A 23,423-nucleotide genomic window follows, 5' to 3' on the forward strand; every position below is an offset into this window, starting at 1 on the left:
CAACATGGCGCAGCGGCGTCGTCACGGACCGTGCCGGGACAACGTCGCGGCGGATTTACTGGAACGTCGTGGCCATCGATTGCGGCAGCGGCGTGTGCAGCCATTGTTCCACGACCTTGTTCAACGAACCGTCCTTCTTCGCCGACGTCAGCGCATCGTTGACGGCCGCGAGCAGCGCCGGTTCGCCCTTGTTCAAGCCGACGTAGCAAGCGGACTCATGGATCACGTACTTCAGTACCGGCGGGTGCGGCGGGTTCTTCGCGGCAATCGCGTTCGCCACGAAATCACCGGTACCCACCACTTGGACTTGGCCGGACATATAGGCGGCGATCATGCCGTTATTGTCGTCATAGCGCTTGATCGTTGCCGTCGACGGCACGGTCTGGGTCAACTGCAGATCCTCGAAGGTACTGCGGGCCACGCCGACCGTCTTGCCTGCCAGATCTTCCGGACCGGTGACTTTGATTTCTTTCCAGCCGAAGACGCTGTTGGCGAACGGCGAATACGCTTGCGAGAAGTCGATGACCTTTTCGCGCTCGGCACTCTTGCCCAGCGTCGAGATCACCAGGTCGGCCTTATGCGTCTGCAGATAGGCGATACGATTGGCGCTGGAGACCGGCACCAGCTCGAGCTTGAGGTGCATCGCCTTGGCGATCAACCCTGCCGCGTCGATGTCCAGGCCATGGAGGCTCATGTCGCCGCCGACGGAGCCGAACGGTGCGAAATCCTGCGGCACCGCCACGCGCAGCGTGCCGCGTTGCTTGATGTCTGACAGGGCATCGGCATGTGCTGCCGTGGCGCCGATGAGCGAGACGCTGATGCACAGCGAGGACAGGATCGTGCGGTATTTCATGGTCTTGGAACTCTTGCTGGGTGACCGCGTCGGACGGTCGGGGAACGGACGCCTGCGCACCTTGCGCTGCGGCGCCCACCGCGCACGCGGCGCTGTCGGACTGACAAGACCCGGGATGCGCGACATCGTGATCGCCCCACATCCGGTAGTCGCTGCACAGTTCGCCAGCGTCGCACACATTTCGTTGCCTGGCACGTGCAGACGCTCGCATTCTTGCAGATGCCAAATTACGTGGCAATCGGCGGAAACGGCGATTTGTCGTGCATGGTGTGGTTTGTACCACGAGACGAGGCCGCCCTGCAGCGCGAAAACAATGTCTCGAAATGGCAAAAAGCCGCGCTGAGCCGCACGGCTTTTTGAGGGGAAGAGTCGGTCCGGCGGGGCAGGCAGCATGCCCGATCGCGGATCCGCCATGGCGCGGCTAGACGTGCCGCGCCGGATTAAGGCATTAGATGGCCTGGGACGATGCGTCGCAGAAATTGCTCGCTACGCTCCAAGGCGCTATCGGGGATCGTCGAGGCATTCTGATTGGCCGAGATCTCCTCCAATATGCGCTTCAGGATCATGGCGAATTCAGGGTCGTGCTGTAGCCGCGCCACGGTTGCCTGGGCAATGGGCGTCAAGGCCGACAACTGTGCCGTATGGGTGTCGATCGCCTGGGTATGCGCATTGATCGAGGTATTGTGCGACGTGAAGCTGCTGACCAGGGTTTTCTGAATCTGCAACAGGGCCTTCGTCAACTCTTCGACCTGGCGTCTCAATTCGTCGATCGCTTGCTGCGTATCGCTATCCATGCTCATCGGTCTCGTATTTTTGCCGGGTTGGTGAACGGGGTACAGGCCATGCTTTGCCTGTGTGCGTCGCCACGGGCAATAGTTCAATTCTCACACAGTTCCACTTTCCATTTCAGTAACGGAATGCAAGCGTTTGACTGTATTTCGCCTCGCCGTCATCCACACTGGGCCGAGGAGAAGCGGCATCCAGCTTTCATCGTGTAAACCCTGATCGATCCGAAAACGGTTACGCAGCCGTGGTAGCACTCGGTCGATGCCAATGAGCGCATGCGGCGTGCCCGCCGCTGTGCGGCCATGTCATCTCAAAAACACACTATAACGATCGCGAATACCTGACTTTGCTTTATTGATTGATCATTTATTGACGCCCGATTTTTCGCTTTCTACCATGCACTGAAACGTAATCGATTACGTCGATTTCCGTCTTTTTACGCATGTTGTTTTTTCCAGCCCGGGAGGCGGATGTGAAAGCCGTCACGTTGCGCGATGTTGCCGAAGCCGCCCACGTCTCCGTGGCCACGGCGTCGCGCGTCTTGGCCGGCAAGGGTCTGGCCGGACCCGCCACGCAGGCACGTATTCGCGAAGCGGCGGAACGGTTGGGTTATCGTCCCAATAAGTTTGCGCAGGGCCTGAAAACACGGCATACGCACTTGATCGGGGTGGTGATCCACAATCTTGAAAATGCATCGTTTCGGCGGATCGCCGCAGTGGTGCAGGGACGGATGCGGGAAAAAGGCTATCAAGTGATGCTCTGCATCACCGGTGACGACGCGCAGCAGGAGCGCGATGCCGTATCCACGCTGATGGACTATAACGTCAGCGGCGTCGTGGTCGTACCGACGGGGCAGAACAGCGGGATGTTCGTGCAACTCGAGCAAAGCGGCGTGCCGGTGCTGTGTGTGGTGCGCCGTGATCCATCGGCGATGCTGGAATCCGTGTTGAGCGCCGACGTCGACGGTGCCTACGATGCCACGCGTTATCTTCTGCAACAAGGGCATCGCCGTATCGGCATCGTCGTAGGGCGGCGCGGCACGACGTCCGGTGACGAACGCCGCGCCGGTTATCTACGTGCGCTCGACGAGGCGTTCGTGCCGTTCGACCCGTCGTTGATCGTCGATGGCCCGTATCTGCCGCAAACCGGTACGAACGCGGCCAACGCCTTGCTGGACCTCCCCAAGCCGCCGACTGCCATTTTCGTTGCCAATCACGAGTCGGCACTCGGCGTCATGCGCGTGGTCTCGGAGCGAGGCCTCCGGGTTCCCGATGATATATCCCTGCTGTGCGCCGAAGACTCGCCTTGGTTCGAATGGCAACGTCCTGCGCTGAGCGTCGTCGATAGCGGTCCTGAAGCGCTGGCGAATCTGGCCGCCGACAGAATGCTGCAACGCCTCGACGGGTCGACGAACGGCGCCCGCGAATACCGCGTGGGGCAGAGGTTGATGCTGCGCGGCTCGTGCCGTGCGCCGGCGTCGCCCGCTGTCGACAGCAGCAGCGTCTCCGGCTCGGTGCCGGCCCTCGCGAGCGACAGCGCTAACGCCGGCGAAATCGGCGCCGTGCCTCTGGCGTTTCAACCCAATATTTCCGCTGGATCTGAGTGATCATGCCCTATCTTGAAATTATTTCGCCGGTGCTGCCGGCCGAGACGAAGCAACGTATCGCACATGGCGTCACCGATGCCGTGGTCACGGCGTTCGATGTCAAGCCCGCCACGGTCACCGTGTTCTTCCTGCCCGTCGAAGGTCATGACTATGCGCATGCCGGTCTGCCCGGTTATGACGATGGTCGTCCGGTGCGCATTCTGATCAAGGTGCATGCCTATCGGCGCGATGTCGATGCACGGCGCCGCGCGGCGGCGGCGATCACCACGGCGTTTCATGATGCCTGCGCCCCGATGGTCACCGATACCGCCGTGTATTTCTTCGATCGCAACCTCGATGAAGTCGCGCACGACGGCATGCTGGCAAGCGACCACGCGCATGCCTGAGCGCAGCGACGGAGCGTGCGGATGCCGCTTCCGTTTCGCCCCTTGTCCGACGCGCATCGCTGAGATGCGCGCCTTGTACAAAATCCTGTAACGACAGACCGCCATGACGCAACTCTATACCGAAGACCAGACTGCCATCCGTGACACCGTTCGCCGCTTTGCCGAGCAGGAAGTGCTGCCGCGCGCGAAAAAGATCGATCGCGAGGATTATTTCGATCGCGAGCTGTACAAAGGTATGGCGGATCTGGGCCTGTATGGCATGTCGTTGGTGGAAGAGGCCGGCGGCTCCGGACTGGATACCATCTCGGTCTGCATCGCGATGGAAGAACTGGCGCGCTGCTCCGGCGCGATCGGCAATACCTTCGCGATTCCGGTCGAAGCGGCGCTGTTCCTGCATCACCATGGCAATGCCACGCAGAAGGCGCTGATCCCGAAAATCCTGGACGGCAGCGCGGTATTCGCGACGGCAGTATCGGAGCCGGACCACGGCTCGGATGTCGCGAGCATCACCACAACCGCGCGTCGCACCGATGACGGTTGGGTACTCAATGGCGTGAAGGCCTGGGTCACCTTGGGTGGCGTGTGCGACTACACGATGGTCTTCGCGCGTTCCGGTGACGCGCCTGGCCACAAGTCGATCAGTTGCTTCCTCGTCGATATGACCTTGCCAGGCGTGTCGCGCGGCAAGAACGAGGAACTGCTCGGCATGCACGGTCTGGAAGACTGCCAACTGGTGTTCGATAACGTCAAGCTGTCGGCGGACGCGATGGTGGGCCCGGAGAACCAGGCTTTCAAGATGGCCATGGGCAATTTTAATTTCAGCCGTCTGCTGATGTCCTCGATGGCACTCGGCCTCGCGCAGGGCGCGATGGAAGATGCGCTGGCCTATGCGCGTCAGCGTAAGCAGTTTGGCTCGCCGATCCTGACCTTCCAGGCCGTGCAATTCATGATCGCCGATATGTCGACCGAGATCGATGCCTCGCGGCTGTTGATCCATCACGCGTCGCGCCTGCACGACGCCGGCCTCTCGATCGCGAAGGAAGCCGCGCAGGCGAAGCTGTTTACGACCGATATGGCGATGCGCAACGTATCGAATGCCCTGCAGATTCACGGCGGCAACGGCTATTCCTGCGAATACCGGATCGAGCGCATTTTCCGCGATGTGCGTCTGGCGCAGATCTATGAAGGCACGAACCAGATCCAGCGCATGATCATCTCGCGCCAGGTGGACAAGGAACTCGCGTAATCGGCGGGCGACACACGAATACGAAGGGACAGCGATCATGATTCGATGCATCACGGCAGCCGACGCGGCGGCACTGATCAAGGACGACGATTTCCTCATGCTGGGCGGCAACGGCGGCTCCGGCGTGCCGGAGGCGGTATTGACCGCGCTCGAGTCGCGTTTTCTGACCGATGCGAATCCGCGAAACCTGACGTTGTTTCATATCACCGGCGTGGGTGCTTTGACCGAGAAGGGCATCTGCCGTCTGGCGCATCCCGGCATGGTGGGGCGTGTCATCGGTGGCAACTTCGGTTTGCAATTGCCCTTCATGAAGTTGATCCTCGACGAAACCATCGAGGCGTACAACCTGCCGCAGGGCGTGATGACGCAACTGTGCCGGGCGATGGCGGGCAAGCATCCGGGCATCGTCTCGCACGTCGGGCTGGAAACGTATATGGATCCGCTGCAGGAAGGCGGTCGAATGAACAAGCGCACCACGGAACCGATGGTGGAGCGCATCCAGTTGAAGGGGCGCGACTACCTGTTCTATCACGCGCCCGGCGTGCCGACGGTGGCGTTGATCCGCGGCACGTCCGCCGATGAAGACGGCTATGTCAGCATGGAGCATGAAGCCACTTCGCGCGAGGATCTCTCGATCGCGCAGGCCGTGCACAACGCCGGCGGCATCGTCATCTGCCAGGTGAAGCGACTAGTCAAGCGCGGCAGCCTGAATCCGCACATGGTAAAAATCCCCGGCTTCCTGATCGACTATTTCGTCGTCGAGCCGGATCAGATGCAGACGTACACGACGGTGTACGATCCGGCGCGCTCCGGCGAGACGCGTCTGCCGGCCTCGCAGATCGTGCCCGATCCGTTGACGATCAAGCGCGTCATCGCGCGTCGCGCCGCCTTCGAACTGCATCCGCGCGATGTGGTGAATCTTGGCGTCGGCGTGTCGGCAATGATTCCGAACGTCGCGGCCGAGGAAGGCATCGACGAATTGATCACGCTGACCGTCGAGGCGGGTGTGATCGGCGGCGTGCCTGGACATGGTCGGGAGTTCGGCACGGCCGTTAATCCGCGCGCCATTCTCGATCAAGGCTATCAGTTCGATTTTTACGACGGCGGCGGTCTGACCTGTGCCTTCCTCTCCTTTGCGCAAGTCGATCCGAACGGCAACGTGAACGTCACGCGCTTTGGTGAACGGTATGACGGTGCCGGTGGCTTTATCAATATCACGCAGAATTCGCAGCGTCTGGTGTTCAGCGGCACGCTGACCGGCGGCAGCCTCGACATCGTCGCGGCCGACGGCAAGCTGGATATCCGTCGGGACGGCCGCTTCAAGAAATTCGTGCCGACCGTCGATCAAATCAGTTTTTCGGGTGCCTTGGCGCGGCGTCGCGGACAGCGCGTGACCTTTATCACCGAGCGCGCGGTGTTCGAGCTGGAGGCCGACGGACTGGTCCTCACCGAAATCGCACCGGGTGTGCGAGTGGAAGAGGACGTGCTGGCGCACATCGGCTTCCCGATGCGTGTCAGCGCGACGCTGAAGCAGATGGATGCGCGTCTGTTTCAGACGGGCGCGATGGGTATCGGCGAGGCGTTCCGTGCCTTGCCGCGTCGCCAGATTCCGGTGCCGACGCACGCCGGCTGAGAAGCATCGCGCGATGCATATGCGAGCCAGTTTTGATATTTGAGATGAGATAACGCGATGAGCAAAGACGAGATTCTCGCCAGTGATCTGTACTACGAGGATGTGCCGGTAGGGCAGACGGTGTCGACCGCGACGCACGAGATCACGACAACCGATATCGCGGCGTTCTGCAACCTGACGCGCGACCATCATCCGCTGCATACGGACGCGGCGTTTGCACAACGCAAAGGTTTCAGCGGCGTCATTGCGCACGGTCTGTACGGCTTGGCGTTGATGGAAGGGCTGAAGACGGAGCTGGCGCTGTATGACAACAGCTCGATCGCCTCGCTTGGCTGGCAGGACGTGAAGTTCGTCAAGCCTGTGATTGCGGGCGATACCGTTCACGTTCGCTTTACCTTCGTCGATAAGCGTCCTACGTCGAAGCCCGGTCGGGGCGTGGTCAACGAGTCTTTGGAATTGATCAATCAGCGTGGTGAGGTCGTCATCTCGGCGACGCATACATCCTTGCTGTCCTGCCGCGGCAATTGATCTCGTTTTTACGTAAAGCGTTACGTACAAGGGATATTCGTCATCGTAGTACGCCGTCGTTTTTTGTATCAGGCAGTATCCAGGCTGGTTCAGGCAGTGCTGCAGTTTGTGCCGGTAATCACGTCGATCAGACGCTTTGCACGCAATGAATCCGCGCCAGGGCCTGGCGCCATGTCCGGGCCGGCGTTGTCAATTCTCACCACACGTAGAAGGGAAGCAAACATGAAAGTCAGCAAGTTGTTGGGTTCCGTGCTGCTGGGACTGGCTCTGCCGCTCGCCGCACATGCGCAAAGCTGTACGCCGAAATTCACGGCGGATCATCTGGTGACGGCTGGGGAATTGCAGATGTCGATCAACCCGACGCTGCCGCCGCAACAGTATGTGAACGAGAAAGGCGAACTCGAAGGCCTGAACGTCGAACTCGGTAATGCGATCGCGAAGCAACTGTGTTTGAAGCCGGTTTACTTGCGGATGGATATGCCGCCGATGATTCCGGCATTGAAGACCGGCCGCTTCGACGCGATCGACACCGGTCTGTTCTGGACCGAAGATCGCTCGAAGATGTTCTACATGGTGCCGTACGCACAGCAGGCTATCAGCATCTATACGCTGCCGAAGAGCAAGATGGTCATCCATGGTTTCGATGACTTGGCCGGCCAGAAGGTGGGCGTGGAAATCGGCACGTATCAGGAGCGCAAAGCTCGCGGTATCAGCGACGACATGGTCAAGCGCGGTTTGAAGCCGATCCAGTTCCTGACCTTCGAGACGGTGACCGACACGTCGCAGGCGCTGTTGGCCGGACAGATCGAAGCGGGCCTGAATATCGATGAAACCGCGCGTTCCCTGGAAGACCGCAAGCTGGTCAAGATCTGGGTCTCGGGCCAGCAAGGTACCGATATCACCTTTGCGTTCCGTGACAAGGCGGTCGCGCAAGCGGCAGCGGATGCGATCACGAAGCTGAAGGCCGATGGCACGTACGACAAGCTGTTCCAAAAGTTCCGCATGACGCCGTTGAAGGAAGCGACGTTCTCGATTCGCGGCCCGGGTCCGAACTGATCGCTAGCGTGTCGAATCGACGGTCGCTTGAAGGTAGCGGCCGTCGATCATGAAACGGGATAGGTAGGCCGAGGTCATACGGGAGCTGAGATGAGTCTGTTCAATGTGCCGGATTTTCTCGGCTACCTGGTCAATGGGTTTCTGATACAAGGCGCGCTGATTACGCTCGCGCTGACGATCGCGACGGCGATTGGCGGGATGATCGTGGGGATGGGCGTCGCCCTGCTGCGAATGTCGTCGAAGCCGGTGTTGAGTGGCCCGGCGGCGTTTTACATCTGGGTCATGCGCGGCACGCCGCTGCTGGTGCAGCTGGTCATCGTCTTTACCGGATTGCCGCAGTTCGGCATCCGCATGAATGTCTTGGAATCATCGCTTTTCGCGTTGATCCTGAATGAAGCCGCCTATCTGGCGGAGATTATCCGCGCCGGTTTCCTGAGCGTGCCGCAAGGGCAGCGCGAAGCAGCCGATGCACTGGGTTTGCCCGCCTGGGTCAAGCTCTGGAAAATCACGTTTCCGCAGGCATTCCGCTTGATGATCCCGTCTCTGGGAAACTCGGTGAATGGCTTGCTGAAGTCGACGTCGTTGACCTCGGTTATCTCGATGGAAGAACTGATGCGCCGCAGCCAGATGTTGATGCAGGCGAAGTTCGAGGTCTTGGAAGTGTTTTGCGCGGCCGCCATCTATTACCTGCTGATGACGACCGCGTGGGGTTTCTTCCAGCAATGGCTGGAGCGGCGCTATAGCGCGGGCTATGCTCCTCGAAAATAACGACGACAAGGTGCGCGCCCGTGCGTGGCGCGACGCGGGTCATCGCCGAGTAGCATGATCGGTTTGACGCACAGGCAATAAAAGGAGAGGGGCATGCCTTCGCACGTAGCGCCATCATTCGACCTATCGGTAACGGCGGCTGTCGCCTTGCCTTTTCTGGCCGACGGCGAGATCGATTGGTCGGGCTTCGCGGCCCTGCTGCGGTTCTGCATGCGGCCCGGCGTTACGGCACTGTTTGTCAATGGTCATGCCGGTGAGGTGGCCAGCCTGTCGGACGACGAACGCGGGGCAGTGGTTCGCGCTGCTCGGGCGGTGATGGGGCCGGATATGCCTTTGATCGCCGGGATCGTCGCGGACTCGACGTTGTTGGCGATCCGTCTGGCGAAGCAGGCGCGTGACGCCGGCGCGGACGTCCTGACGTTGTTTCCGCCAGCACCGTTTGCCGCTGCCGGCGCGTTGCGCGGCGATATGGCCTTTGCCTACGTCAGCGCCATCGATGCCGCCGTGGAGATGCCGCTCGCGTTGTTTCAGTATCCATTGCAGAGCGGCGGCTATGACACGGCGACGCTGGTGCGGCTGGCGGGTATCGCGCGGGTTGTGGCCGTGAAGGAGGGCAGCGACAGCATGCTGGCCTACGAGCAGAATTGGCGTGCGCTGAAGGCGGTACGCCCTGATCTGCAGGTTCTCCCTTCCAATTACGATTGGTTCCTGGCGCAGCTGGCGGTAGGCAGTGATGGCTTGCTGTCGGGTTTGGCCGGTCTCGTGCCGGACTTGCTGGCCGATTTCTGGCAGGCGACGCAGCGCGCGGATCTGCGCGCGATGCGCGAGATGAACGACCGTCTCTGGCCCTTGGTCCAGGCGATCTATGCGCAGCCTCGGGTGCAGATCCACGCACGCATCAAGACGGCGCTGGCGCTGCTGGGCGTCATCGACCGCGATCTGTCCCGCCCGCCGATTCTGCCGGTCTCCACGGCGTCCGTCGCGCATATTCGCAACGCGCTGACGGCGGCCGGCCTGCTGCCGGAGCGCTTGTCCTAGCGGGATGGTTCCCTCGCGGGTTCGCGAGGTGAACATGCGGGCTGGAGAAACACAGCCAGGCAAACGATCCGAGTCGCAAAGCAGAAAGCCCCGCAAATAATCGACTTTGCGGGGCTTTCTTCATATGTTCTGGCGGAGAGACGGGGATTCGAACCCCGGATAGGTTTGACCCTATACACGCTTTCCAGGCGTGCGACTTAACGCCTTGTTTCACAAGGCTTTTCGCTTCGCTCAAGTAACCGCTCATCCGGCAAGCTGACCCAAGAGGGTGTCGCTTGTGTAGCAGTATTGTGTAGCAGAAAACCTCTCGACTGCAAAACTTTAAGAGGTGTTAGTCGCCGCGAGTTAATGGAGTGCTTCGTGCCGCTGGCCTACGTGTTGTTGGCACGTCCAACTAGGCCACATGCAGATCAGCCCGCTCAATTATGACGTTGCACGCTTTCCATTGCTAGCTGCCTGTGGTGCGCTCAAAAAGACCGAGATGATCTTAGTTCCGCTGAGGCCCGTTCTATAAAGGCTTGGCGGTGATCCACATGCTGCAAGGGTGCAGGTTGTAGGAAAAAGCGAAATCTACCAGAATCGTGCGCAGCGCTATTGGTGCTATGGACCCACCTCAGAAGACTCACTGTCCCGTATAGCGAAGATAGCGTCCGCCAATCTAGTCCCAGTGGATGCCAACTTTGCTAGGACTCTAAGCTGCTCCTTACAAGGTAGGCTTGTGGTCGGCTCAGGGTAGTTGAGAACATGATCGATTTCCCCCCAGACCTCCTCGAACAAGGTACGCACTTGGATTTCACAAGTGATTTCAACGCGTTCTTGTGGCTTAACGATGTAGTGAATACTGGTGTAATAAGTTTCGCGCGTCTCTGCGCGCAATCCCAGACCTTGGAAAAAGGCCGTTGCCTCAGGGTCCCAACTATACGCGACAGGAGGCTCAGCTAAGAACCAATAACCCTGTTCAACCTGGGCCATAGTAGCCCGATGAATCTTTTCCAGTTGTCGGGAATGCAGATGCAATACTCTCACCCCTGCCGCGTCATTGATGCGTTCGAAAAAGTTTTCGGCCGTTATTGGACCATCTTTCCACTTCCGAGCTATCTTCTCTTTTAGGTGGGACGAGTCTTTCACTCGAGACTTCACCGAATGAACAGCTGGTAACGACCCAGCGGTGAGTGCTCGACTAGTCTGGTAAAAATCTGCCACTTGCTTACGGAACCAATCGACTTGATCACGACGCAACTCGAAAGCATCAAGCGCAGCATCCAATTCCTCGGACGTAGGATTCGTCATAACTGCACAGCCTGTGTCGGAGCAAGAGTGTCAAGTCTAGAAATCACATCAGCGGCGAAGGCCTCGTACGCACCCTTCGTTGCATAATACTTCTGACGGCTGGCCTGGATTGTCGGATTGTCTAATGGGTCCAGATTTTGCAAATTGGGCAGTTCCCACATCGGACTGTGATACTTTTGAGCGTGTGATGGAAACGTATTGTGAGAGTGCATCACTGACATTCCGCCTATCGGTAACTGCAACTGTGCTTCCGAAATGCCTGCACTTAATTCTGACGGCAAATGCCCGGCAATCGTTGCCGGAATTTGGCGAGCGTAATCAAAGTGAGCACCTGCCATGTCCCATTCGCTGGCTCCCGCTCGTCGCTTCGCATTATAAATGGTGTAACCGATAAATCGAACCATCTTTTCGGGTAAAGCCCCACGTCGACTCGCAGAGATTAGTGTGTAAAGAGTTTTAAATTCGTGCGCCCATCTTTGGAGAGAATTTCCGATGTTACGAATTCCATAAAGACTGAATAAGTCCGGCGCACAGGGAACTAAGAATGCGTCTACGGTACTTAATGCAACTTTATTGAGCAGTCCGAGGCTGGGTGATGTATCAACAATGCAGTACTCGTATTTGTGCTCGGCCGCGTACGCCAAGATAAGGCGTCGTATTTCGCCAAGTGTACGAAGGGCTAAAGGCTGTCCAATGTAAGCGTCGCTCCACCGCCTTGAGATTTGCTCCTCGAACATGTGGAGGGTAAGCCTCCCCGGAATAAGATCCAGGTTCGGAGCGAGCGTGATCGGTGGCGGCAACGACTCTAGCTCGGCCGTTCCCTCCTCCGTCGGTTTCAGGAGAAAGTGCATAGTGCGCGGATCAGACAACAGCCGTTTAAATTCATCTGGCGGGGCCACCTTTCGAGTATCGGCGAAACCTGGTTCGTCGATGTACGAATTCTCGGCATCCCATACGGATTGAATTCGCTCCGTTGGCACGCCATAAATCGAAAGGTTACATTGTGGATCGAGGTCCACCATGAGCACTCTGTGTCCCAGGCCAGCCAGCGCATGCCCAAGGTGAAACGTCAAAGTGGTTTTGCCGACGCCGCCTTTATTATTAAAGACAGAGATAATTTTTGGATTCATTCTAGTCTCAGCACTAAGTCTGTTCAGTAATTGATCAATGATACTCCGACTCGATTCGGTTGCGGCAATAATTGTGGCAAAAAAGCAGACCGCCATTTTACAATAGGGCAAGATGGTTCTTACTGATTACTCGCGACCACTTATGCGTTATGCCCTATGCGTCTCCGTACTTTTACCGGTCGAAGTTCCGATCAAAACCACATTACAGCCCACGTGAGGACCCTTTTTTCGGTGTCTTGTGCGCCGAATGAACACGCCTGTACTTTTTATAATTACTCGCTACGTTAGCTTGGACCGCGAACACGTCCGATTCTTGAATCACAGGTCCCGATAAGTGTCCACTCGGCACATGGCTGATGTTCTGCACGGCCGATTCTGTCAGGTGGTGGACGAAATTTTTTCTTTGCTTATTCGCGGGCACTTACGCCGCCCACACGCGCCTATGCGCCCCCTCGTATGCCCACGCCCGCATTTGTAATGGGGTGGCGAATGAACGATGGTCGGAATTGCAGCAGATTTCAAACGACAGCGTACTCTCGACTTCACACGTCGCGCAGCACCGGGGGCGAATAGCACTGCAAGTCCGATTCGGGTGGTGCTCCGGTAGCCCATCGGCACTTAGCTCGATAAGGTACACCGTATCGAGCCTAGCCCCGAGCACGATGAAGTTGGATCGAAATAGTTGACCGATAATTCGAGCTATGCTGTAATTCGAGCCATTAACTAATTCGATCCAACGGCGGGGACGAAATGAAGCGCATCTATTACGGGCGAATAAGCACAACAGACGGTCAGTCCTCCGCGAGCCAATACGCGGACGCACAAGCCGAGGGAATCGATCCCGAGGACACTTTCATTGACGAGGGCGTGAGCGGGTACCACGTCGCCCCACAGGCTAGGGAGCAATGGCCGCACGTTGAGCGCGACCTGCGGAAAGGCGGCGTGCTTGTCGTGCGCTGGCTGGACCGGATTAGTCGTCGTTATGACGAACTCCACGAAACGATGCAACGCCTTATGAAGCGCGGCGTACGGGTTGAATGCACGCTGAATGGCATGTCGTTTGATGGTGGAGCGACCGATGCGATCAGCAAGGCTACGCGAGACGCGGTATTGGCGTTCATGGCAGCACAAGGCGAGGCTGACTATCTAAACAGGCGCGAAATGCAGGCGCGCGGTATTGCCGTCGCCAAGCTCGGGGACAACTACGCCACGGTTGGACGTAAGCGAAAAGCGGATTACGCAGAGGTGCGCGCATGGAGGGCTGAGAACGGCGCATCCATTAGTCAGACGGCTGCAAACTTCGGGATTTCCACGGCGGCGGTTAAACGCGCTATCGCGGAAGCCAAGGGGATAGCGACTGCAAATTAGGGCGCTGGCACCGCATACCGTAGAGGCCCGGACAGTCTTGGCGGATACACCGGGCGACCAACCACCACGCGGGCCAGCGTGCTCGCACAATACCGTAAACGATCATGGCGAACCACAACATCATCACTGAAGCATCTGGCAAATTGGCGTTCTACCCCTACGAGGCTGAGGCGGTCGAGAATCCGGCTGACCTTGATGAAGCGTATCGGGAAGGCGCTTTCTTCGCAGAGACAGATTGGCAGTGGGCATTGAAGGAACCGGTGCATGCTCGGCCAGCAAACATGGCCGAACACCGGGCTATGGCTTGGGCGTTCATCTCGGGAACCGTTTGTCCCGCGTGGCAGAACGAAGACATGCTTAACGCGTTCTATCTCGGGTATGAGGACCGAGCTACCGAGTTAGCGGACGCAGGAGAAGCCGGATACAAGGCAATGGCCGAAGCCGGAAGCGTCGCCGCTACCGCCGGATGGATTCTACAGACGCGACCTTGGATCAATACCGCTACGAAGAAGGATAAGGCCATCCGCACCGAACGGGCGGCAGGGGCCGGTGCGGCACAGTGGCAAGTGATCGCGGCGGCCAGCAAGCAGCCTTGCGACCTACATCAGGTCGAGCAAGCGCTGGCGCGTGCTGACGCGGCGGGAAAATGCGCGCTGCGTGGTCGCGACTTCCTGGGCAACCTTGCCACAGTCCACTGATACTTCCGCCGTATGACATCCGAGAGGCCCGCCAATGTGCGGGCCTTTTACATTTTTTTGGGTGATGCACTTGTGCCGTCGCTGCTGATTCCTCGCGCAGTTTCATTCGCTTTAGGGTAGCGATTTGGCGGTGTGATTCATTTCGGAACACTGTCAAGACACACACAGACCGCCCCGACTATTACCGTACCTTCAGCAGGTATCCCGAGTGATTCCACGCCGCCGTAGCGGTCGGTGGTCGCCAACGTGCAGGCTTAGGCACTGATACGCAGGCCGATGCTCTTGTGCGCCCAGTCGCGCTTTATCCGCAGGTCATTAAAGCGGTAGATGTTGGTTCGGCGGCCTGTGTCAAATCGGCCAGTTCCTTTCTGCGAGTTGGTTCCCTAGGTCTAGGTGGTGCCAATTCTCCTACTACCTTCTACAGCATAGTAGTAGGAAGAAAGGTGCCGTTCTATCTGACAAAAAAGCTTTTACATCAATAGCCTAGGCCAATCGTGGGTTGTCTCGGGGGCGGCACCCTGGACACCGTTGTCAACTTGCGATAGCTACCGCGAATTGGCGTCGGTGAACGTTTGAACAAGGAGAGAAGCGAATGCACGAGGCAGTGATGCAGTTGAGGAAGCAGCACGCAGCTGATCGGCGTGCCGTACTGGATTTTGAGGAAATCGATCAAGCTGCGGCCTTTGACGCAAAGCGTATGGGTTACCTAGTGCAAAAGGAGAAATACGAAGCGGCACTGAGGGAGATGCGCGCATTCCTAAGTGCTGAGGCAGATAAATACGCTGCCAACATCGAGGTGCGAGGGTTTCGCCGCCCAATTATCCAGCAGCAGATTGTAGTCGTAGCCGATAAAGGCCCGGAATACCGAGCGGCAAAGCAAGCGTTGATGAGTAAGTTGTTTGCCGATAGACGCACTCGGACGATGGACGGCAGGGCGTTACGCGTGGTGTATCTAAGAGAATCCGAACGACAGGCGGCCTATTTAGGGGAGCTGCCAGCGAGTATTTGGAATCGCCCTTTCCGCGAATGGGAGCAGGCCGTAGCCGACCGTAGCTTGATTGCGAGCGCCCTTATTGCGACCAATCCGGACGGTACTGCACGGGAGGTCCTGAACACTTTTGCGAAGATTCATAACCGCATCGTCGAACGGGCGAAGCCAGCTGCGAAGCCAGCGAGAGGTGCTGCTGGCAAAAACTTCGGCAAACATGGGCGCGTTGAATTCCTTTCTGGCAAGCGTGTCGCGTGGTTTGGCAGCAAGCCATTGGCGTATCGCGGGGAAGGCGCGTCTATTCGCCTGACTATTAAAGACGGTACGGCCCGGAAAGACATACGCATCGTAAAAACGCTTTCTGCTGCACCATTCAATGTAAAGCCTGAAACCATCGCCCGATGGATTGCCAATGCCGAAACGCAAGCAGCGCACGCGAACTACAGCCCGATCGAAGCCCAGCGTGACGATTTCGGACGTTTTACTGGATCGCGTGAACTGTAGAACCGGGCGCTACACACACGCCGCCATTAGAGGAGTTATCAATGACAAATCCTTTCCGTAAGCCACGAGGCCACCGAATGAGCCGAAAGTTTCGTCCCGAGCCCGAGTCTATTACAGCCAAGCTGGTGCGTAACCAAGCCGACTTAGACCGCCTGTGGAAAGGTGGCGCACGCGGAGACCAACAAGCCTTTCTAGACCGGCTTCGTGACGCAAGGGAGGCTGAGGCCAACTTCGTTTTTGTGCAGCAGTAACCACGAAGTTAGATTAACTGGAGAATTTTATGAAGATAGTGAATCACCCGCTGGAATACAACGATGTCGCCAAAGCGTATTTCAAATCGCTCGCAGCACGCGCTTCTAAAGGTGGCGTGTGCGTATGGCGGGAAGTCGTTGAGCAACTTACCGGCAGCCTGCCGACCTATGCGACGAGGAAGCAGCGCGCACGACAAAAGGTCGCAGTGGTGCGGATGCTGGGCGGAGGCCAAGAAAAGTCGTGAGTACATCGGCACGCCCGCACCGACGACTTGCCGGGTGCCCCTCGTGTGAAGTCTGGGTGTTGGGCGGCATTCGGTATCGCGAGTGGATTGAAACGCTGCGTGTCTTTCGTAACCGCGATTCTGTGCATGAAGCAGAAGCTGAACCGCCGCTTCGATGTCGAATTAGGCACCCCAAAAGTGTTTGGTTGAAGGCACTGTGAAGCCCTTTGGCAGCAGTAATAAGGTCCCTAAAAACCTATCGCACTATCAAGTCCCACCCCGTGCATCCAAGCTAACGCGACGGCATGCCGCCTTTGCCCGGCTAGACCCCGCGTACGCGTGGCAACTACGGAATCAGACCCGCTATCCGCAACGCATTGATGCCCTTTTAGCGGGCCGGAAGTGGTTCAGCGGGAACGAATGCAAGAAATGCAAAGGCACACGCCGACGCGTATACAACGTTGGCTGCTATGACTGCGAACAGCTAGGGCGCGGTTTCTCTTTAGATGCCAAAGGCCGCTGCACGGCGCTTCCTGCGGCAAAGCTCTCACGAGATGGTTGGCTTTCCCGTAACGATGAGAGGCGACGGGAGCGACGCGGTGACTGCATAGAGCGAGTTGCCGGGATGTTCCGGTCACGCGAATACCCTGGCGGGCGGCTGCACATAATGTGTCCAGCACTGCGCATCGATAACCCGGACTTTGGCAAGGTCCAGTCCTCCCGTATCTTCCAATTATGCGAACAACACTCTGACCTACTGCAACTGCTTCGGCAGGCCGGCTGGTCGATCTAACCTCAATTTATAAGGAGCTTCAATGGATTACAGTTTCAGTCTCGATAGCAACGTTCAGCCAGAGCACCAGCCTAGCGTGATTAACAGTAACGGAAGTACGGCTAGCTTCAGCGCAAGTGCAAGCGGCGACCAGTCGAGCGGCAATGTCGCGCAAGGCGGAACCGACTTTGCCGCAATGGCTGCAGCGGAGGCACGGCAGGGTATCGGCGGGCTCGGCATCAGCTTGGACAGCTTCAACAAGCTGACAGGCGGTGCTATTCAAGGATACGTAGACCGCGCGAAAAAGGAACAGTACGCCCAGGGCATGGCGATGGCGGCGCAGGGGCAAAGCCTGCAGAGCATCGAAGATAACCAGCCGTGGTACACGAAGCTTTACGGACCGGATGCCACGACGCAGGGCGCACAGATGTTCAACGTCAATGCGGCGATGTCCGATGCACAGACAAGCTTCACGCAGGCCATGCCGCAGCTTCGCGAGCGCTCGCCGGATCAAGTGCGGCAGTACCTCGTTGGCAAGATGTCCCAGGTGCAGAGCACGGGCGATCAGTTCACAGACGCGATGATGCAGCAGAAGCTCGCAGAGCAGTTGCCACAAATGTTAGACCAACACATGCAACACTACGCTCAGTTCACCCAAGAGCAGAACTACAGCGGCTTCACGAACATGGCGACCGCGTCCGCCCGGTCAATGCAGACCACTCTCGCCTCCTCGAATAACCCGGCTCAGGATGACATCGCTGCCGCGCATCGGAATTACATGCAGCAGATCGCGCGACCAGACAACATGGACCTCAAATCATACCAGCGCGCGCTTCGTGACGTAACAGTATCGAACGCTATCAATGGTAACTGGCAGGCCGTACGGGCGATGCAGAAAGTGCCCGAGTATCAGTCAATGGATGCGGTGATGAAGGCCGACTTAGACAACAAAATCCCTGTTTTCGAGGCACAGGCTGCTGCGAAGAACCCGGAAGTTGCAAAAGATTTTTCCGATGCTGCCACACTGAAGTTCAACATGATGCAAGGGTACAGCCCGTACCCGAGTACGCCTGCAGGTCATGCCGCCGCGATGGCTCAGATGCAGTCCATAAACGACGCGTGGACACTGCAGTACGGCGATGCCACGGTCCCGTTTACTCCCGAAACGATGGCGGACACGATTAGGGGTATGGACCTGAACAACGCGCGGCAGTTCCAATCGGCAATGAAGCTGCAAACGGAGCAGACCAATTTTAACCGCGCGACAGTCATGGTAAATAATGCCTGGGCGAGCAAAGCGCCTGAAGCATTGAAGGGTATTCCGATCCCAGAGAGTGCATTTGTGACACAGCTAAACCTTCTCTACGACGATGCTCTAAAAGCCGGTCCCGGATCGAGCCACTACGCTCATTTCTGGACGAACGCCAGTGCTAATGCGCGCGACGCTGATTTCAGACCGACAAAGCTGGTATGGATGATCAATAGTTCGATGTCGACCTTCTTCGATAATGCGGGGCCTGCAACGCCGCAGCAGCAGGTTGTGCTTCGGGACGCACAGCTACTCCGGCAGGGACAGGGTGGCGTTGACGCTGTGAAAGCGTACTTCGGCGATAAGGCTGAAGGCGTCCTAGCAATCTTGGATAACGGCGTCGACATCAGCGACCCAAAGCAATTCGCCGCTGTACGCCAGCAGTACACAAGGGGCAGATTGGCTAGTGCCTCGGCGCAGGACAAGAAAGCTGCGCTGGCCTATGTGAACGGGCAGGACTCGGCATGGTGGAATCCTTTCCGGCGCGGCGACCTTATGACCTGGAACATCACGGACGGGGCTAAGGCAAATCTGGCAGCGCAGGTCGCACCCCTAATGGCACAAAAGATGGCTGCGTTCGGGCTTAGTAAAGACGATGCTGCTCGTGCCGCGTTCTCTGAGGTCGTAAAGAACGGCGAGCTGGTGCCGGGTGCTTTGGTGCCAGAAGACGGGCGATACAATAAGGGCGAGCGCTGGGCTGATTATGTGGCGAAGGTTCCCGGCGCAGTTGCCAGCCAGAATTCTACGCTATACCAGGACTCGATGCGCGACTACATCAGCGAACTAGTTACTCATCAAGTAAAGCAACGTGGACAGGCGGACATGGCGAACTTCGATCCTTCGGACTATCACGTTCAATGGGGTACATACCTAGGAAACGGCCTTATGAACTTAGCCATGCAGAAAACAGATGGTTCACCTTTGTACGTGACGATGCAGGCGGATGAGTTCGGCAAACGTATGGCGAAGAACGCTCTCGATACGTCATACGGTAACACGCATGGACATGACCAACCAGGTTTGGCAAATCGCAACGCCTACGGCTGGCCTTACTAAAAAAGCACCGGCAGCAGGCTTCAAGGAGCGCGCTGCCGCCACAAACAAATAGGAGATTAAATGCTCGATCCAGAATTAGAAAACTTGCGCGACCAAATAGACGAGGCCGCAGGGATGCGCCACATGACTCGCGCACAGTTTTTCGGATTTTATGCCTTCGGATTAGACGGCGCGAGTGCGGGCGAGCAAGCAAGCAAGGAAGTATGCGATCCGCATTCTGACCGCAACTCGCGGGATAGCGTGCCTTCTAGATTGTGGGATTTGTGATCCGCCGAAAGAGCCCGTAGTGCGCCATCGGCGTTAATCATCGACTTTATCGCTTCTGACGATTCTTGCAACTTGCGCCAGCAGTTCTTCGATTGTTTGGGCTCCGGCGGTCAGCTTCGCTGGCTGATCCAACCTGCGCGCCAAGTCACGCGCTCGCAGATGCGTGTAGCGCCGTAACACGCTCCATGTCTTGTGGCCCGTAATTGCTGCCACTTCGGGCACCGTCATGCCTTTCTCGAAAAGGCGCGAGGTGGCTTCGCGCCGCAAGTCGTGAAAGCGCAAGTCGAGAATCCCGGCACGTTTTCGTGTCCGAATGAACGCGCGCTTTACTGCTTCAGCAGTAACCCCAGGGAACACATTATCGGACTTCTCCAGGGAATCGCTTGCTGCAAGCTTCAGCTTAGCTAGAATGGCTAAAGCCCGTGACGAAAGCGGCACTATTCTGGCGTCACCGTTCTTCGTTACGGGCAGCTTCGCGTACGGCTGAGTAAAATCGATAAGTGACCACTGGAGGGACACCAGTTCGCCTTGTCGCATCGCCGTCTCTATCGCAAGCTCAACCACTGGGCTTAGGAATTTGGAATTCGACCCCGCGCAGGCCTGCAAGAGCACGGTTTCTTCTCCGTAGTGCAATCTACGATCACGGGGGCGGGAGTTCTTTGGGCTGCGCAGGTTGTCGAACGGGTTGTGTTCGAACGGCACGCCCCATTCGGACATGGCTACGGCGATAACGTGGCGCAGCAAGTTGATGTCTCGATTGACCGTCGAGCCCGAAACTTTTGATAGCCGCTCATCTCGCCATTGCGCGACACGCTGCCTCGTCAACCCTGCTATAGGACAGGCGGCAAGGGAATGCTTCAGTATGCCGTTGATCCGATCTGACTCGGTATCGACGGAGCGTTTCCCACTCGTGACCTCGTTGAGATAGCGGCGGATTAAGTCAGCGAAGATGCGATACTTCGGTGCCGAGCCTTCCGCTATTCGCTGTCGATGCTCAACATCAACTGCAGCAGAAACTCTCTCGTCGATTGCCGATTCTTGTTCCGCTGCCCACGTCTCTGCATCTGAGAACACCCGAAATGTCCGGGATAGGAAGGGGAAGCCCTTGCGTCGTATTTTGACTGTGTAAGTCCCGTTGGCACGCATTTGTATCGTTGCCATACCCGCCCCTCTAAATGAATTGAGATGTGCAGGTGCAGGCGGTCATGCCACCATTCCTCGGCGGAGACAGTATGCCATAGAGCCTCAGTGGGGCGCGGCAGGACAAGCCCGGTCGCTGTCAGCAACCTTTGCAGTACTTCCCACGGCTAGCCTGTTAATCGTGTTGACGTACAGATGAGTGCCTCCCGTCAAATTGAGTTGAAAAACTGCATAATTGGGGGATTACACCGAACCGGAATGGACGACATGGACACCGAGTTTCAGCAGACGCTCCGAACAATTCAAAAGACCAACTTCAATAATCTGATCAAATTGCAAGCAGAGACCACGAGGATTATCGACGAAACAATCTCGGCGAATCGCTGGTCGAGGCGCTGGGAGCCGGTCATCATGATCGCGTCCTGTCTCGCAGTTGGATTGGCGATCACCTCTGCTGGCGCAGTCATCGGCAAACTGTTCCTGCAATGAGACTTAGATTCGCGTGTCGAATCGGCCTGATGCTGGGAGGTACCTCGTCTTCGCCCGCTAACCGGCAGCCGTCTGGAAAGCATTTCGACAGCTCCGCAGGCGGCTAGCTATCCGGCCAATAACGGCAGGGTCGCTTCCGGCACCGTGTACTTTGAGATGGCGGCGACTAATGGCGCTAGTGGGTAGGATAATCCACCGTAATTGTCGGCTACATCACCGGTTGTATGGCCGGTGAGTGCGTTGTGTACGTCAGCAGGAATTCCAGCAAGACGGGAAAGGTGTTTGAATGTGTGGCGAAACGAATGGAACACCATACGCTCGTCTGTCACCCTGCAGACCGTACGAAGATACCGCCCGAACCACTTCGAGAAGTTCCCACTTTCAACGCCATACACATCGGGTATGAGGCTGAAGAAGATTCGACGCTTGCCTGCTGCGGCCCTTGCGTGCTCTAAGAATCCAAGACGTATTAGGTCGGCATGTACGGGGATGCGGCGCTCGCTGGCTGCGGTTTTCAGTTCTTGCCCGTCCTCCGCGCTATGGGTGACCCTTACGACCCATGCTGAGTGCTGTTGGCCCGCTCCGTCCCGGTAAGCTTCTTCATAAACGTCTTCTGGTCGAAGCTGCGCCAACTCTTCGATTCTTGCGCCTGTGAACAATGCCAGCAGAGGCAGCCAATAGCAGGCGTCCCCACCGCCGCCCCTTGGCCTGCTTCCGTTGGTATAGACCGGACTTGTGAAGATCGCCTTCAATGCGGCGTCGTCAAACTCGCGCCGTTTCTCTTTGGCTCGCCGTTTCTCGGCCACTCTGATACGGGAGGCCGGATTCGCTTCTAAACCAAGATCATTATCCTTCGCATAATTGAAGACTACGCCGATCATGCCCAACTTGACGTTGATGTTAGCTGGGCTCTGGCCGTCAGCCAGTAGTTGATCTTTGTAGTCGAGGATTGTTTGCCGCTTCACATCGTTGGCGCGCGCCGCGCTCGTGACTTTGACGAATTCGGCAACGATTGCACGAGTCCGGCTGGCCGTCTTAGGCGCTGGCCGCTTCTCCCGTTCCCACTTGTCGATTACATCCGTCAGCAGGCTACCGGATGCTGTTTGCTGCACGGACTCGGTCACTGGGCGTGCAACCGCGACAGGGATCTGCACAACAGGCGATGCAGTTGGCCCGCCATTGCGATGATGACAAAACTCGCCATCAAGGCGAACGCCAGCCAGACGAGCAAGCCTGACAGCTTCAATGCGGGAGGTGGTACGAAGGGAGAAAGAGACTTCTAACTTGCCACCGTAGTAGGTGGCAATGTCTCTTGGGATACGTCTGCGGAAGTAGTAGGTACTGCCGCGTCTGAAGAGGTGAGTACACATCGTAAGCTCCAATGTGCGTCACCCACTTGATACAACCCAGCGAAAACTGCTGAATTGCCTAGATTTCTAAATTAAATCAATAACTTGGCGGAGAGACGGGGATTCGAAACCCGGATAGGTTTTACGCCTTGTGCGTCTGTAACCAATCCCGCAGCGCGCCGTTCATCCGCGTCTGCCAGCCGTCGCCGCGCGACTTGAAGGCTTCGACGATATCGCCGTCGAGCCGCATGCTGACGAGTTGCTTCGTCGGCGCTTTTTGCGGGCCGCGGGCGCGCCGGACTGCCGCCTGAAACTCGGCAGGCATTTCGTCGAGTTTCTTGGCGGTCTTGAATTGCTGATCACCCCATTCGGGGTTCTCGCTGTCGATCATCTCTGGATCAGGTTTCTTGCTCATAGCGTTTGACCTCGCGGGCGTTAGCCTTTCGCAGGCTGATGACTCGGATCGTCGATTCGACCAGGGTGAACACGACCATACACAGACGATCCCCGATAAAGCCCAGCGATTGATACCGCGTCTCCGGGTAAGCCTTGCGATCGTCGGTCTGCGTGAGGGCAGTCTCGAAATCGAAGTGCTCGACCAGATTGAACGACATACCGCGCTCGGCGATGTTTCGTTCATTCTTGGCAGGGTCGTATGTAAAGTTCACAAATCAAATTGTATATACGA

The 23,423-nt window shown here is 57.5% G+C and carries 23 protein-coding genes; 15 read left to right on the forward strand and 8 right to left on the reverse strand.

What is annotated here, in order from left to right; genetic code table 11:
• Nucleotides 1-55: 55 nt before the first annotated feature.
• Together ABEG21_RS06980 and ABEG21_RS06985 are read right to left on the reverse strand one after the other, a co-directional pair.
• On the reverse strand, nt 56-853 hold the full coding sequence (locus ABEG21_RS06980) for a transporter substrate-binding domain-containing protein (RefSeq protein WP_347556489.1): 798 nt from the start codon (nt 851-853) through the stop codon (nt 56-58).
• A 440-nt stretch (nt 854-1,293) separates the two neighbouring features.
• Complete coding sequence (locus tag ABEG21_RS06985; RefSeq protein WP_347556490.1) at nt 1,294-1,653, reverse strand: hypothetical protein; 360 nt, start codon at nt 1,651-1,653, stop codon at nt 1,294-1,296.
• Nucleotides 1,654-2,111: 458 nt separating this feature from the next.
• Between ABEG21_RS06985 and ABEG21_RS06990 the strand changes: the two genes are divergently transcribed.
• The 8 genes from ABEG21_RS06990 to ABEG21_RS07025 all read left to right on the forward strand — a co-directional run bounded on the left by ABEG21_RS06990 (nt 2,112) and on the right by ABEG21_RS07025 (nt 9,900).
• Nucleotides 2,112-3,245 (forward strand): LacI family DNA-binding transcriptional regulator, encoded by a 1,134-nt coding sequence (locus tag ABEG21_RS06990; protein WP_347556491.1) that lies wholly within the window; start codon nt 2,112-2,114, stop codon nt 3,243-3,245.
• A gap of 2 nt (nt 3,246-3,247) precedes the next feature.
• Nucleotides 3,248-3,631: a tautomerase family protein gene (locus ABEG21_RS06995; RefSeq protein WP_347556492.1), complete on the forward strand. Its 384-nt coding sequence runs from the start codon at nt 3,248-3,250 to the stop codon at nt 3,629-3,631.
• A 103-nt stretch (nt 3,632-3,734) separates the two neighbouring features.
• Nucleotides 3,735-4,877, forward strand: a complete 1,143-nt coding sequence (locus tag ABEG21_RS07000; RefSeq protein WP_347556493.1) for an acyl-CoA dehydrogenase family protein — start codon at nt 3,735-3,737, stop codon at nt 4,875-4,877.
• 37 nt (nt 4,878-4,914) lie between these two features.
• Nucleotides 4,915-6,510: a CoA-transferase gene (locus ABEG21_RS07005; RefSeq protein ID WP_347556494.1), complete on the forward strand. Its 1,596-nt coding sequence runs from the start codon at nt 4,915-4,917 to the stop codon at nt 6,508-6,510.
• A gap of 57 nt (nt 6,511-6,567) precedes the next feature.
• Complete coding sequence (locus ABEG21_RS07010) at nt 6,568-7,038, forward strand: MaoC/PaaZ C-terminal domain-containing protein (protein ID WP_347556495.1); 471 nt, start codon at nt 6,568-6,570, stop codon at nt 7,036-7,038.
• Nucleotides 7,039-7,260: 222 nt separating this feature from the next.
• Nucleotides 7,261-8,094, forward strand: coding sequence for an ABC transporter substrate-binding protein (locus ABEG21_RS07015; RefSeq protein WP_347556496.1), 834 nt, complete (start codon nt 7,261-7,263; stop codon nt 8,092-8,094).
• A 90-nt stretch (nt 8,095-8,184) separates the two neighbouring features.
• Nucleotides 8,185-8,862, forward strand: coding sequence for an amino acid ABC transporter permease (locus ABEG21_RS07020; RefSeq protein ID WP_347556497.1), 678 nt, complete (start codon nt 8,185-8,187; stop codon nt 8,860-8,862).
• 93 nt (nt 8,863-8,955) lie between these two features.
• Nucleotides 8,956-9,900, forward strand: coding sequence for a dihydrodipicolinate synthase family protein (locus ABEG21_RS07025; RefSeq protein ID WP_347556498.1), 945 nt, complete (start codon nt 8,956-8,958; stop codon nt 9,898-9,900).
• 600 nt (nt 9,901-10,500) lie between these two features.
• On the opposite strand, the gene ABEG21_RS07030 is transcribed toward ABEG21_RS07025, so the two are convergent.
• Nucleotides 10,501-11,190 (reverse strand): RelA/SpoT domain-containing protein, encoded by a 690-nt coding sequence (locus tag ABEG21_RS07030; protein ID WP_347556499.1) that lies wholly within the window; start codon nt 11,188-11,190, stop codon nt 10,501-10,503.
• Nucleotides 11,187-12,320, reverse strand: coding sequence for a ParA family protein (locus ABEG21_RS07035; RefSeq protein ID WP_347556500.1), 1,134 nt, complete (start codon nt 12,318-12,320; stop codon nt 11,187-11,189). Before ABEG21_RS07035 ends, ABEG21_RS07030 begins: the two co-directional genes overlap by 4 nt.
• A gap of 750 nt (nt 12,321-13,070) precedes the next feature.
• Here ABEG21_RS07035 and ABEG21_RS07040 point away from each other — a divergent pair.
• From ABEG21_RS07040 to ABEG21_RS07065, 6 genes are all read left to right on the forward strand, one after another.
• Complete coding sequence (locus tag ABEG21_RS07040; protein WP_347556501.1) at nt 13,071-13,688, forward strand: recombinase family protein; 618 nt, start codon at nt 13,071-13,073, stop codon at nt 13,686-13,688.
• A gap of 104 nt (nt 13,689-13,792) precedes the next feature.
• Complete coding sequence (locus tag ABEG21_RS07045) at nt 13,793-14,386, forward strand: hypothetical protein (protein WP_347556502.1); 594 nt, start codon at nt 13,793-13,795, stop codon at nt 14,384-14,386.
• Between the two features lie 592 nt (nt 14,387-14,978).
• A complete protein-coding gene (locus tag ABEG21_RS07050; RefSeq protein ID WP_347556503.1) occupies nt 14,979-15,878 on the forward strand; it encodes a hypothetical protein in 900 nt (299 codons plus the stop codon).
• Nucleotides 15,879-16,158: 280 nt separating this feature from the next.
• Complete coding sequence (locus ABEG21_RS07055; protein ID WP_347556504.1) at nt 16,159-16,374, forward strand: hypothetical protein; 216 nt, start codon at nt 16,159-16,161, stop codon at nt 16,372-16,374.
• Between the two features lie 794 nt (nt 16,375-17,168).
• The gene (locus ABEG21_RS07060; protein WP_347556505.1) at nt 17,169-19,490 is read left to right on the forward strand and encodes a hypothetical protein; all 2,322 of its coding nucleotides are present in this window, start codon (nt 17,169-17,171) and stop codon (nt 19,488-19,490) included.
• A gap of 60 nt (nt 19,491-19,550) precedes the next feature.
• Nucleotides 19,551-19,757, forward strand: coding sequence for a hypothetical protein (locus tag ABEG21_RS07065; protein ID WP_347556506.1), 207 nt, complete (start codon nt 19,551-19,553; stop codon nt 19,755-19,757).
• Between the two features lie 33 nt (nt 19,758-19,790).
• Here ABEG21_RS07065 and ABEG21_RS07070 read toward each other — a convergent pair whose 3' ends face one another.
• Nucleotides 19,791-20,918 carry a site-specific integrase gene (locus tag ABEG21_RS07070; RefSeq protein WP_347556507.1) on the reverse strand — a complete coding sequence of 376 codons (1,128 nt, stop codon included), beginning with the start codon at nt 20,916-20,918 and terminating at the stop codon, nt 19,791-19,793.
• A 237-nt stretch (nt 20,919-21,155) separates the two neighbouring features.
• On the opposite strand from ABEG21_RS07070, the gene ABEG21_RS07075 reads away from it, so the two are divergent.
• Nucleotides 21,156-21,386 carry a hypothetical protein gene (locus tag ABEG21_RS07075; protein WP_347556508.1) on the forward strand — a complete coding sequence of 77 codons (231 nt, stop codon included), beginning with the start codon at nt 21,156-21,158 and terminating at the stop codon, nt 21,384-21,386.
• A gap of 107 nt (nt 21,387-21,493) precedes the next feature.
• Here the strand turns inward: ABEG21_RS07075 and ABEG21_RS07080 are convergent, their stop codons facing one another.
• From ABEG21_RS07080 to ABEG21_RS07090, 3 genes are all read right to left on the reverse strand, one after another.
• Nucleotides 21,494-22,756 (reverse strand): site-specific integrase, encoded by a 1,263-nt coding sequence (locus ABEG21_RS07080; RefSeq protein ID WP_347556509.1) that lies wholly within the window; start codon nt 22,754-22,756, stop codon nt 21,494-21,496.
• Between the two features lie 121 nt (nt 22,757-22,877).
• A complete protein-coding gene (locus ABEG21_RS07085) occupies nt 22,878-23,150 on the reverse strand; it encodes a BrnA antitoxin family protein (RefSeq protein ID WP_347556510.1) in 273 nt (90 codons plus the stop codon).
• Nucleotides 23,134-23,349, reverse strand: a complete 216-nt coding sequence (locus ABEG21_RS07090) for a BrnT family toxin (RefSeq protein ID WP_347556511.1) — start codon at nt 23,347-23,349, stop codon at nt 23,134-23,136. Before ABEG21_RS07090 ends, ABEG21_RS07085 begins: the two co-directional genes overlap by 17 nt.
• Nucleotides 23,350-23,423: the final 74 nt, after the last annotated feature.

This window comes from Robbsia sp. KACC 23696, from assembly GCF_039852015.1.
In the GTDB taxonomy this organism is placed as follows: domain Bacteria; phylum Pseudomonadota; class Gammaproteobacteria; order Burkholderiales; family Burkholderiaceae; genus Robbsia.

Excerpts from the sequence above, each read along its gene's own strand:
- ABEG21_RS06980 (WP_347556489.1), bottom strand. The coding sequence starts at position 853 with ATGAAATACCGCACGATCCTGTCCTCGCTGTGCATCAGCGTCTCGCTC.
- ABEG21_RS06985 (WP_347556490.1), bottom strand. The coding sequence starts at position 1,653 with ATGAGCATGGATAGCGATACGCAGCAAGCGATCGACGAATTGAGACGC.
- ABEG21_RS06995 (WP_347556492.1), top strand. The coding sequence starts at position 3,248 with ATGCCCTATCTTGAAATTATTTCGCCGGTGCTGCCGGCCGAGACGAAG.
- ABEG21_RS07000 (WP_347556493.1), top strand. The coding sequence starts at position 3,735 with ATGACGCAACTCTATACCGAAGACCAGACTGCCATCCGTGACACCGTT.
- ABEG21_RS07005 (WP_347556494.1), top strand. The coding sequence starts at position 4,915 with ATGATTCGATGCATCACGGCAGCCGACGCGGCGGCACTGATCAAGGAC.
- ABEG21_RS07010 (WP_347556495.1), top strand. The coding sequence starts at position 6,568 with ATGAGCAAAGACGAGATTCTCGCCAGTGATCTGTACTACGAGGATGTG.
- ABEG21_RS07015 (WP_347556496.1), top strand. The coding sequence starts at position 7,261 with ATGAAAGTCAGCAAGTTGTTGGGTTCCGTGCTGCTGGGACTGGCTCTG.
- ABEG21_RS07020 (WP_347556497.1), top strand. The coding sequence starts at position 8,185 with ATGAGTCTGTTCAATGTGCCGGATTTTCTCGGCTACCTGGTCAATGGG.
- ABEG21_RS07025 (WP_347556498.1), top strand. The coding sequence starts at position 8,956 with ATGCCTTCGCACGTAGCGCCATCATTCGACCTATCGGTAACGGCGGCT.
- ABEG21_RS07030 (WP_347556499.1), bottom strand. The coding sequence starts at position 11,190 with ATGACGAATCCTACGTCCGAGGAATTGGATGCTGCGCTTGATGCTTTC.
- ABEG21_RS07035 (WP_347556500.1), bottom strand. The coding sequence starts at position 12,320 with ATGAATCCAAAAATTATCTCTGTCTTTAATAATAAAGGCGGCGTCGGC.
- ABEG21_RS07040 (WP_347556501.1), top strand. The coding sequence starts at position 13,071 with ATGAAGCGCATCTATTACGGGCGAATAAGCACAACAGACGGTCAGTCC.
- ABEG21_RS07045 (WP_347556502.1), top strand. The coding sequence starts at position 13,793 with ATGGCGAACCACAACATCATCACTGAAGCATCTGGCAAATTGGCGTTC.
- ABEG21_RS07050 (WP_347556503.1), top strand. The coding sequence starts at position 14,979 with ATGCACGAGGCAGTGATGCAGTTGAGGAAGCAGCACGCAGCTGATCGG.
- ABEG21_RS07055 (WP_347556504.1), top strand. The coding sequence starts at position 16,159 with ATGAAGATAGTGAATCACCCGCTGGAATACAACGATGTCGCCAAAGCG.
- ABEG21_RS07060 (WP_347556505.1), top strand. The coding sequence starts at position 17,169 with ATGGATTACAGTTTCAGTCTCGATAGCAACGTTCAGCCAGAGCACCAG.
- ABEG21_RS07065 (WP_347556506.1), top strand. The coding sequence starts at position 19,551 with ATGCTCGATCCAGAATTAGAAAACTTGCGCGACCAAATAGACGAGGCC.
- ABEG21_RS07070 (WP_347556507.1), bottom strand. The coding sequence starts at position 20,918 with ATGGCAACGATACAAATGCGTGCCAACGGGACTTACACAGTCAAAATA.
- ABEG21_RS07075 (WP_347556508.1), top strand. The coding sequence starts at position 21,156 with ATGGACGACATGGACACCGAGTTTCAGCAGACGCTCCGAACAATTCAA.
- ABEG21_RS07080 (WP_347556509.1), bottom strand. The coding sequence starts at position 22,756 with ATGTGTACTCACCTCTTCAGACGCGGCAGTACCTACTACTTCCGCAGA.
- ABEG21_RS07085 (WP_347556510.1), bottom strand. The coding sequence starts at position 23,150 with ATGAGCAAGAAACCTGATCCAGAGATGATCGACAGCGAGAACCCCGAA.
- ABEG21_RS07090 (WP_347556511.1), bottom strand. The coding sequence starts at position 23,349 with ATGTCGTTCAATCTGGTCGAGCACTTCGATTTCGAGACTGCCCTCACG.